Source organism: Methylobacterium goesingense (assembly GCF_022179225.1).
Classification (GTDB): domain Bacteria; phylum Pseudomonadota; class Alphaproteobacteria; order Rhizobiales; family Beijerinckiaceae; genus Methylobacterium; species Methylobacterium goesingense.
Genome location: NZ_BPQL01000057.1, coordinates 1 through 10,328, shown reverse-complemented (window position 1 = coordinate 10,328; position 10,328 = coordinate 1). Strand labels below are relative to the sequence as shown.

General features: G+C 70.9%; 8 protein-coding genes. 3 read left to right on the top strand and 5 right to left on the bottom strand.

The features are described 5' to 3' along the window. On the top strand, nt 1-1,514 hold a 1,514-nt coding region (locus MFF30_RS10905), incomplete at its 5' end, for a M81 family metallopeptidase (RefSeq protein ID WP_238279395.1). 119 nt (nt 1,515-1,633) lie between these two features. Here MFF30_RS10905 and MFF30_RS10900 read toward each other — a convergent pair. Both MFF30_RS10900 and MFF30_RS10895 read right to left on the bottom strand, forming a co-directional pair. Beyond that, nucleotides 1,634-2,188, bottom strand: a complete 555-nt coding sequence (locus MFF30_RS10900) for a hypothetical protein (RefSeq protein ID WP_238279394.1) — start codon at nt 2,186-2,188, stop codon at nt 1,634-1,636. Nucleotides 2,189-2,509: 321 nt separating this feature from the next. Then, nucleotides 2,510-3,385: a transporter substrate-binding domain-containing protein gene (locus MFF30_RS10895; RefSeq protein ID WP_238279393.1), complete on the bottom strand. Its 876-nt coding sequence runs from the start codon at nt 3,383-3,385 to the stop codon at nt 2,510-2,512. 41 nt (nt 3,386-3,426) lie between these two features. Here MFF30_RS10895 and MFF30_RS10890 point away from each other — a divergent pair, with 41 nt between their 5' ends. Together MFF30_RS10890 and mqo are read left to right on the top strand one after the other, a co-directional pair. Beyond that, nucleotides 3,427-4,758 carry an MFS transporter gene (locus MFF30_RS10890; RefSeq protein ID WP_238279392.1) on the top strand — a complete coding sequence of 444 codons (1,332 nt, stop codon included), beginning with the start codon at nt 3,427-3,429 and terminating at the stop codon, nt 4,756-4,758. Between the two features lie 293 nt (nt 4,759-5,051). Continuing rightward, nucleotides 5,052-6,722, top strand: a complete 1,671-nt coding sequence (mqo, locus tag MFF30_RS10885; protein WP_238279391.1) for a malate dehydrogenase (quinone) — start codon at nt 5,052-5,054, stop codon at nt 6,720-6,722. Between the two features lie 34 nt (nt 6,723-6,756). On the opposite strand, the gene MFF30_RS10880 is transcribed toward mqo, so the two are convergent. From MFF30_RS10880 to MFF30_RS10870, 3 genes are all read right to left on the bottom strand, one after another. Next, on the bottom strand, nt 6,757-7,749 hold the full coding sequence (locus MFF30_RS10880) for an MBL fold metallo-hydrolase (RefSeq protein ID WP_238279390.1): 993 nt from the start codon (nt 7,747-7,749) through the stop codon (nt 6,757-6,759). A 128-nt stretch (nt 7,750-7,877) separates the two neighbouring features. Then, a complete protein-coding gene (locus MFF30_RS10875) occupies nt 7,878-9,062 on the bottom strand; it encodes an MFS transporter (protein ID WP_238279389.1) in 1,185 nt (394 codons plus the stop codon). Between the two features lie 102 nt (nt 9,063-9,164). After that, on the bottom strand, nt 9,165-10,328 hold a 1,164-nt coding region (locus MFF30_RS10870), incomplete at its 5' end, for an MmgE/PrpD family protein (RefSeq protein ID WP_238279388.1).

Genomic DNA, 10,328 nt, shown 5'->3' with positions numbered 1-10,328 from the left:
CTTCCCCCAGCAAGGCTTCGCACCGCATGCGTATCGTCACCGCCCGGGTGAACCACGAGACCAACACCTTCTCGCCCCTGGCGACGCCGCTCGCGGCCTTCAATCCGCTCTGGGGCGCGGAAGCGCTGGCGGCCGGGCGCGGCAGCACCACGGCGCTCGGCACGTTCATCCGCTTCGCGGAAGGCCGGGGCGCCAGCCTCGTGGTGCCGGTCTCCGCGCATGCCAACCCGAGCGGCCCGGTGGCGGATGCAGCCTTCGAGGCCCTGAGCGCGGCGATCCTCGACGCGATCCGGCCCGGCTGCGACGCCATCCTGCTCGACCTGCACGGGGCGATGGTGACGGAGAGCCACGACGACGGCGAGGGCGAACTCCTCGCCCGCATCCGCGCTCTTGCGCCCGGCGTGCCGCTCGGCGTCGCCCTCGACCTGCACGGCAACATCACCGCCCGCATGGTGGCGAACTGCGACGCGCTGGCGGGCTTCAAGACCTACCCGCACGTGGACATGGCCGAGACGGGCAGCCTCGTCGCCGGCATCGTCGGGCGCATGCTCGACGAAGGGCTGGTTCCGTGCCGGGCCTTCGTCCACCCGCCGATGCTCGCCCACACCCTGTGCATGGACACCCGGGTGCCCGGCCCGATGCGGGAGGCTGTCGCGGCCGCCCGAGCGGCGGAAGGCCGGTCCGGCGTGCTCGCCGCCACGATCTTCGGTGGCTTCTCTTTAGCCGACCTGTCGGAGGCCGGCGTCTCGGTGACCGTCACGGCCGAGACCCAGGAGGCCGCCGACCGGGCCGCGCAGGACCTCGCGGCGCGCTTATGGGCCGCCCGATGGGACTTCGTCTACGACGAGGCGCCCCTGGCGGCGTCCATCGCGGCGGCCCGTGCCGCCCTGGCCGGCCCCGGAGCGGGCCCGGTGCTCCTCCTCGACCACGGCGACAACTGCATGTCGGGGGGCACCTGCGACGTGATGGACGTGCTCGCCGCCGCCCTGGACGCCGGGATGGACGGCATCCTCGCCGGCCCGATCTGCGACCCACAAGCGGTCGCGGCCCTGTATGCGGCGGGGGCGAGCGCCCGGGTCGCGCTCGACCTCGGCAACCGCGTGCCCCTGCCGGGATTTCCCGCGCAAGACCCTCTCCGGGTGTCCGGAACGGTGGCGGCGCTGAGCGACGGGCAATACGTCATCACCGGCCCGACCTATACGGGCCAACGCTGCAGCATGGGCCGGGCGGCGGTGCTCGACACGGGCGCGGCCCGCATCCTCGTCAGCGAGCAGCCGCACGAGCCCTGGGACCTCAGCGTCTTCACGAGCCTCGGACTCGACCCGGCCGCGGTCCGGGTGCTGATCCTGAAGTCGCGGATGTATTGCCGGCCGGTCTTCGAGCCCATCGCCCGGGCGGTGGTGGAATGCGCGAGCCGGGGCGTCACGAGTTCGGATTACGGCCTGTTCCCGTTCGAGAAGCTGGCGCGCCCGGTCTTCCCCCTCGATGCCGGGGTCGCCTGGACGCCGGGCTGAGGATCGGGGCGGCGCGCTAAGCAGGTTCGCCTTGGCAAGCCAACGCTTCACCCTGCTTGGCTCTGTGCGATGTCGCAGGTTTTAGCCATAAAGCCGGCGGCCACTTTTGCGAAACCTGCTTAGCGATCCGCCCCCGGATCGGCCGGGATCCGCCTCGGGTCCCGGTAGAGATCCTCCAGGGCCTCGCGCACGGCCCGGGTCCAGCGGCCGGTCCCGTCGTCGTCGGGGTGGCCGGCCGCGTAGGCCGCGAGCCAGGCGTCGATCTCCTCGTCGTCGAGGTGGATCGTCCGGACCCGCGCGCGGAAGCGCAGCAGGTCTGAGCGCGCGCGCAACTCGTGCTCGTCCTCGCGCAGGTCGTCCCGCACCTCCCGCACGGAAACCAACGGGGTGGCCGACGACAGGGTCGCGCGGTCGAAGGCCAGGACGGCGCCCTGGCGCTCGTCGTCCCCCGGCGCCGTGGCGCCTGCGCGGGGCTCCCAGGACTTCTGCCGCGACTTCTGCCGGGACTTCTGCCAGGATTCCTGCATCGCCTGCGCGGTTAGTGCGGCCACCGCCCGGTTCCGGAAGAAGCGCAGGCTCGGCCGGTCCCGGTCGCCGGTCGGCTCCACGGCGAGGCGGTCGAGCACCCAGGCCTCCGCGAGCGCGGGCACGATGATGGGGTGGTAGAGCTGCATGGTGTTCCGATGAACGGGGCCTCCGCCCTCATCGCACGGACGCCGCATCCGGGTCGACCGGGCGGGGAGGGGGCGCGGCGGCCGGGGCCGGGTCAAGCTGTCGGGACGCGACCGCGACGGGGCCGGCGAGACCGGCGACTGCGTCGCGCGCGGGGCGCTGCCGCTCCTCAAGGATCATCTCGGCCGGGAGCGGTTAATTGGGGCCAGTCGCTGCCCGATCCGGCCGAGCGCCGCATCGTCCTCTCGGACGCCCCCCCGGGCCTTGTTCCGCCTGCCGAAGGTGCCGACGTGAGGGCGGCGTCTGCGCCGCCCGGCCCCGCCTCAGGGCGCGGGCGGCGCGACCACCGCGTCGTGCTGGCCGCTGGCCGCGAGCGCCCCGGCCACGAAGCCCGAAGCCTTCGCCGCCTCGATGAAATCGCGCAGATACGCGGCCGTGCCCGCGCGCGCCTTCGGGCTGGCGACGGCCTGCTCGATCGCCATGAAGCGCCCTGGCAGGATGCGCAGGCCCGGATGGTCGCGGACATAGGCTTCGAGGGGCTGGCGCACGGAGGCCAGCACGTCCGGCTTCTCGTCGAGGAACAACGTCAGGGCCGCCGCCGAGGTCGGCGCGAAGACCCGCTCGGCCGCCTTGAGGTGGCGCCCGAGATAGAGGTCGTAGGCCGTGTTGCGCCCGACCGCGATGCGGATGCCGGGCCGGTCGACCTCCGCGTTGGCGGTCAGGGCCGAGTCCGCGCGGACCAGGTAGGCGCCCTCGATGATGACGTAGGCCGGGCTGAACGCGATGGTCTGGGCCCGCTCCGGATCGATCGCCAGGAAGGCGACGTCCCAAGTGCGCGCGCCGCCGAGCGCCGACACCACCGCCCCGGCCGTGTCGAAGGTCTCGAAGGCCACCGGCACGCCGAGGCGGCGGCCGAGTTCGCGGGCGAGGTCCGCCGAGACGCCGGCCGGCTCGCCGTCGGCGCCCTTCTGGGCGAGCACGGGATTCCCGTAGTTGATCGCGGCCCGCAGCGTCCCCGTGGGGGCGATTTCGGCGCGAAGCGCGGGGGTCGGATCTAGGGCCACGGCGATCTCTCCGGGAAGCGGCAGGAGCAGGGCGAGCGCCAGCAGGGCGGCCCTTGCCCGGTGCGGTGCGCGTGCCGGCCCGCGAAGGCAAGCCCGCAGGACCCCCGCGCCCGCTTCCACCTGATTGTTCTGCATGTCCGGACGGCCCCCATCACCGCAATCGGGAGAAACAGGTCATGACCCCCGTCCACGCCCCGACCGAGGAGGCCGCCACCGAGGCCGCTGTCATGCGCAAGGTCGGGCTGCGGCTCGTGCCGTTCCTGATCCTCTGCTACTTCATCGCCTATATCGACCGGGTCAATGCCGGCTTCGCCGCTCTGACCATGAACAAGGACGTGGGCCTGAGCCAGGCCATGTTCGGCATCGGTGGCGGCCTGTTCTTCGTCGCCTACGTGCTGTTCGAGGTGCCGAGCAACCTCGCCATGGAACGCTTCGGCGCGCGGATCTGGATCGCCCGGATCATGGTCACCTGGGGCCTCGTCGGCATCGGCATGGCCTTCGTGACCGGCCCCTACACGTTCTATCTCGGCCGCTTCCTGCTCGGGGCAGCCGAGGCCGGTTTCTTCCCCGGCGTGATCCTCTACCTGACCTACTGGTTCCCGAAGGCCTATCGGGCCCGGATCGTGGCCACCTTCATGGTGGCGATCCCGCTCTCGAGCTTCCTCGGCTCACCGCTCTCGGCGGCCCTCCTGCAGATGGACGGGGTCGCGGGTTTGCGCGGCTGGCAGTGGCTGTTCATCATGGAGGCGATTCCCGCCGTGCTCCTCGGGCTCGCGGCCCTCATCCTCCTGCCGAGCCGCCCGAGCGAGGCCGCTTGGCTGAGCCCAACGGAGCAGGCCTGGCTCACGGCCCGGATCGCGGCCGATCGCGGGGCCGCGAGCCCTGTCGCCGATCACCTGCCCCTATGGAAGGTGCTCTCGAACACGTATGTCTGGGCGCTGGCGCTGATCTACTCGGGCAGTTCGGCCACGAGTAACGCCCTCTCCCTCTGGATGCCGCAGATCCTGAAGTCCTTCGGTCTCTCGAACCTCGAGACGGGCTTCCTGAACATGATCCCGTTCGGCATCGCCTCAGTCTTCATGATCGTCTGGGGCCTGCGCGCGGACCGCTCGGGCGAGCGGGTCTGGAGCACGGCCCTGCCGCTGGCCCTGACCTCGACCTGCCTGCTCGCCACGACCCTGACGAGTTCGCTGGCCGTGACCCTCCTCCTCCTCACCCTCGTGCTCGTCGGCAACTACGCCATCAAGGGGCCGTTCTGGGCGCTCGCCACCGAGTGGCTCTCGGCGGGAACGGCGGGGGCCGGAATCGCTGGCATCAACACCCTGTCCCATCTCGGCACTGGCGGCGCGACCTGGCTCCTCGGCGTGATCAAGGATCAGACCGGCAGTTTCCCGCTGGCCCTCCTGCCCCTCGTCGCCCTGACGGCGGCCGGCAGCGCGATGGTGCTTGCCCTGGGCCGGGCCGCCCGCCGGCGCACGGGCGGAGCGGTCCCGGTGGTGGCGGACTGAAACGCCGATCGGCATCCGTTCTCGGCCGGCGACGCGTGAACGCGATCCGATCCGATTGGGTGCAGCGCAGCGCAAACGATGACGCAGTGCGGCACGGAACGAAGACGGGGTTAACAATCACCGCCCCGCGTCTGGGTTCCCGGGACATGCCAGCCATGATCCCATCGGGTTGTCTCGCGGCGGTCCGTGCTGTAGCGATGAGGTATTCAAATAAAACTTGATGCGGCTCGAAAAATATCATGAGCATTGACGATAAAGTTCACGTTCGTTATGCTGCAATGCAGCATAACGCAATGCCGATGAACCGTCGGCAGATCATCGGCGGCGCCCTGGCGGGTCTGGCGGCCTCGACGCTGCCGGGCACCTCCGTGCTGGCCGCCCCCGAGGCGCGCAAGGTCGACGTTCTGCTGATCGGCGGCGGCATCATGAGCGCCACGCTCGGCGTCTGGCTGCGTGAGCTCGAGCCCGACTGGTCGCTCGAGATGATCGAGCGCCTCGACGGCGTCGCCCTAGAGAGCTCGAACGGCTGGAACAACGCCGGCACCGGCCACTCGGCGCTCGCCGAGCTGAACTACACGCCCGAGGATTCGAAGGGCACCGTCCGCATCGAGCAGGCCGTCAAGATCAACGAGGCCTTCCAGATCACCCGGCAGTTCCTGGCCTGGCAGGTTCAGAAGGGCGTCCTCAAGAACCCGCGCTCCTTCATCAACTCGACCCCGCACATGAGCTTCGTCTGGGGCGACGACAACATCACCTTCCTGCAGAAGCGCTACGAGGCCCTGAAGGCGAGCCCTCTCTTCGCCGGGATGGAATACTCCACCGATCCGGAGACCCTGAAGAAGTGGGTCCCGCTGATGATGGAGGGACGCGATCCGAAGCAGAAGATCGCCGCCACCTGGACGCCGGTCGGCACCGACGTGGAATGGGGCGAGATCACCCGGCAATACGTCGCCGCCCTGAAGGCCCAGCCGAAGTTCGACCTCAGGCTCTCCACCGAGGTCGAGGGCATCGAGCGCAACACCGACGGCACCTGGCGCATCAGCTCCAAGAACCTCAAGGACGGCAGCCGGCAGGCCGTCGACGCGAAGTTCGTGTTCATCGGCGCGGGCGGCGGCGCCCTGCACCTGCTCCAGGCCTCCGGCATTCCGGAGGGCGCGGATTACGGCGGCTTCCCGGTGGGCGGCTCGTTCCTCGTCAACGAGAATCCCGACGTGGCCACCCGCCACCTCGCCAAGGCCTACGGCAAGGCCTCGGTCGGCTCGCCCCCGATGTCGGTGCCCCACCTCGATACCCGCGTCCTCGGCGGCAAGCGCGTCATCCTGTTCGGACCCTTCGCGACCTTCTCGACCAAGTTCCTGAAGGAGGGCTCGTACTTCGACCTGCTGACCTCCACCACGTTGAGCAACGCTTGGCCGATGGTGCGCGTCGGCGTCGATCAGTATCCGCTGATCGAGTACCTCGCGGGCCAGGTGATGCTCTCGGACGAGGATCGCTACCAGGCCCTGCGCGAGTACTTCCCCAACGCCAAGAAGGACGAGTGGCGCTTGGTCCAGGCCGGCCAGCGCGTGCAGATCATCAAGCGCGATCCGGAGAAGGGCGGCGTGCTCAAGCTCGGCACGGAGATCGTCAGCGCCAAGGACGGCAGCATCGCGGCCCTGCTCGGTGCCTCGCCGGGCGCCTCGACCGCCGCGCCGATCATGCTGAACGTGCTGGAGAAGGTTTTCGCGCAGAAGGTCGCCACGCCCGAGTGGCAGGCGAAGATCCGCCAGATCGTGCCGAGCTACGGCACCAAGCTGAACGACGACGCGCAGAAGGCCTACCAGGAGCTGGTCTACACCAGCGAGCACCTGCAGCTCACGCCGCCGCCCCAGCCCGTCGCCGCTTCGGAGGTGCCGGCCGCGACCGGCAGCGCCGCCAGCGGCCAGGGCGGCGTCCTGAAGCCCGTCCCCGACATGGCGCCTTGATCGCCGGGTATCCCCGGCGCCGGACCGGTTCCGCTCAGCGCGGGACCGGGTCCCAAGGCACCAGAACCTCGCGGTAGCCGTCCGCCGTCCGCTCCAGGTGGGCGGCGGCCGGGAAGGGATAGTGGAAGCCCTGCAGCAGGGTGCGCTCGGCCGCGATCCGGTCGTAGACCCGGCGGCGCGTGGCCTCGGCCATGGCGGGATCCTGGTCGTACATCACGTGCCAGCCCGGATGGCGCGCGAACAGCACCGGCACGTTGGTGACGTCGGACTGCACGAACAGGCTGTCGCTCCCCGAGGCGAGCAGGAACGACGTGTGCCCGGGCGTATGGCCGGGGGTGCCGAGCGCCGTGAGGCCGGGCAGGACCTCCCGCTCCCAGGCGTAGGGCGTCACCTTGCGGTCGAGCCCGTCGAAGACCCGCCGGACGTTGCGGAACTGGTCTTGCATCCGACCCGCCGGCGCCCGGCTCATGGCGCCGTCATCCATCCAGTAGGCCCATTCGGCCTCCGGCACGTGGATCTCGGCGTTCCGGAAGGCGGGCTTGCCCTCGGGGTTCAGCAGGCCGTTCACGTGGTCGCCGTGAAAGTGGGAGATCACCACGGCGTCGATGGCGCCCCGGTCGAAGCCCGCCGCCTTCAGGTTGGCATGGAACTGCCCCACGGCGCCGCCGCTCTTCTGGAAGGCGGCCTCGCCGTTGCCCGTGTCGATGACGACGCGCCGGCCGCCCGTCTCGATCACCAGGGGCGTGAAGGGCACGGTGAGATTCGCCCCGTCGCGAAAATCCGCCGTGAGCGCCGCCGAGACCGCAGCGCGGTCGGCGTTGAGCACGAAGCGCTCGGGGAGCGGCATGGTGTTGGCCCCGTCGGTCACCGCCGTGACGCGGATGTCGCCGACGCGGTAGCGGTAGAAACCGGGAGCCTGCGCCCCGGCCGGCACCGCGTCGGCCGCCCGCGCCGGAGCGCTGGAGCCCGAGAGGGCGGTGGCCGCCAGGCTCGAGGCCAGGAGGGTTCGTCGCGTCGCCTCGGTCATGCCTTGCGCCTCGCTCGAGCGGGATCGTCGGTCCCGGGAGAGATCGACCCCGTGTCGCCTCCGTCAACCCTCGCCGCGCCCGCTCATCCGCCCTTGGACCGCCGGCCCGCATCCGGGCGGCCCGGATGTCACCGCGACGGGGTCGTCGCCAGGCGGCGCGCCGTGACGATTCCGAGGCCGGCGATGACCACGGCGCAGAGGCTCAAGGCGGTGAGCTGGCCGAGGCCCTGGAGCGCGCCCCCGAGGATCGCGACGCCGAGCGCCTGCCCGCAAAAGAACGAGAAGGCGTGCAGCGCCACCGCCGAGGCGCGGGCGGTTGGCGCCACCTCGGTCACCTGCACCTGGAAGGTGTTGTGGAGCATGTAGAAGCCGAGCCCCATGGCCACCAGGGCGGCGCAGTCGAGCTGCCAGGTTCCAGCGAGCCCGATGGTGACGAGGGCGCCCGCACAGATGAGGCCGCCGCCGATCAGCATCCGCGACATGCCGAGGAAGCGCAGGAGCAGGCCCACCGAGAACGAGTAGATCAGCCCCCCGGCGGCGAAGCCGGCGAGCGCCAGGCCGGCCTCGCGGGCCCCGCCCTCGCCGCGCGCCTCGATCAGCGGGGCGAGGTGGGGGAAGATCCCGAACACCGCGATCGCCTCGATGAACACGGCTCCGAACAGGATGCGGGCGCGGGGATTGGCCACGATGGTGCGGTAGCGCGCCACCGCCGTGCGGAATTCCGGCCGCCGGGCCGGTGCGCTCGCGCTGCGGTCGAACCCGAGCAGGGCCGCGCCGCAGCCGAGCGCCGCCACCGCCGCCGTGATGGCGAAGACCCCGGCCCAGCCGATCGCCCCCTCGATCAACCCCGCGAAGGTCGAGCCGGAGAGCTGCCCGAGGATCACCGCTACGAGGAAGCGGCCGATGGCGACCTGCCGGCGCTCGATCGCGATGCGGTCGCCCATCAGCGCGAGCGCCAGGGGCACGACGCCGCCGGCGCTGCCCCCGGCGATCATCCGCAGGACGAACAGGGTGTCGAGGTCGGTGGTGAGCGCGCAAGCCGCCAGCGCCAGGGTGAGGATCGCGAGGCAGATCGTGATGATCCGCTCCTTGCCCAGAGCATCGCCCACGGGGCCGAGGATCGGCTGGATCAGCGCGTAGGGCAGGGCGAAGGCGGTGGAGAGCAGCGCCACCGTGTGAGGATCGCTGCGCAGATCACGGGCCAGCACGCCGACCAGCGGCTCGATGGAGCGTCCCGCGAAGGTGCTGGCGAAACCCGCGAAGGCCAGGATCACGATCAGGCGCGTGGTCGAGAACTCGGCCTTCAGGTCCATGATCCTTCGGTGGGGGCAGGGGAGGCGGCGCGCAAGGCAGGGCCCGGGGATAGGCTTCGCCATACGCGGCCGGGGTCGGCGCGTCGATCCCGGACCGTCGCGTCAGGCCTGGACGCCGGCCCGGGCCACCTCGCCCGCATCGGCCAACTCGGCGATGCGCCAGCACAGGCCCATGACCCGGCGGACCTGGTCGTCGGGCAGGATGCCCTCCGCGAGGTCGGTGAACTTGGTCTCCAGCGCGGCGTCCGACATCGGCCGCTCGACGCTGCCGATGGCGTGCTCGATGCGCCGGGGCAGGCTGCGGCCGTCCTTCAGCACCACCGTGAGTTCGACCTGCTCGGGCCGGATCGCGGGGTCGACCACCGGCTTCACCCGGGCGCGCAGCGCCACGATGACGGGGTCGTTCACCGCCCGGTCGCTGAACTGCCGCTCGCCGCCCGCCCCCTCCACCAGGGCCACCGCGACGGCGTGGGTGATGCTGAACTTGCCCTCGAGGCCGGTGCGCGGCGCGGTCTTGCCGGTGAGTTCGAGCACCAGGGGGTGGACCTTCATGTCGACCCGCTCGATCGCGTCGGGGACGAGGTGGTTCTCGTTGCGCAGCTGCACCGCGGCGTCGATGGCCGGATGCATGACGATGCCACAGGCAAAGGGCTTGTAGGTGTTCAGCGCCGCCTCGTAGCGGGTGCCGAGCCCCTCCGTGATCTCGCGATAATCCTGCTTCGTCGAGATGGTGTTGGCCCAGCCGCGCTTGGCCTCGATCATCCCGTCCGAGCTCGTGTAGTTCTTCGAGGCCAGGATCGCCGCGAACAGGCCGTTCGAGGCGGCCCGGCCCGGATTGAAGCTCTTGTTCATGGAGCCGAAGGATTCGCGCAGGCCCACGGGCTGCGAGGCGGCGAGCCCGAGGGCCCAGACCATCTGCTGCTCGCTCAAACCCATCAGCTTGCCGGTCGCGGCCGCCGCGCCGAAAACCCCGGCGGTGCCGGTGATGTGCCAGCCGACGTCGTAGTGGTTCGGGTAGACCGCGTTGCCGATGCGGCACTCGGTCTCGACGCCGAGCACCAGGGCGTTGAGGAAGTCCGCCCCCGAGACCGGGTGCATCTCCGCATAGGCGAGGATCGCCGAGGCGACGGGACCGGCCGGGTGGATCACGGTCTTCAGGTGGGTATCGTCGTAGTCGAAGATGTGGCTGGCGACGCCGTTGAGGAAGGCCGCGTTCATGATGTCGAAGCGCTCGGGGCGCCCGAACAGGCCGGCCTGCGGCGGCCC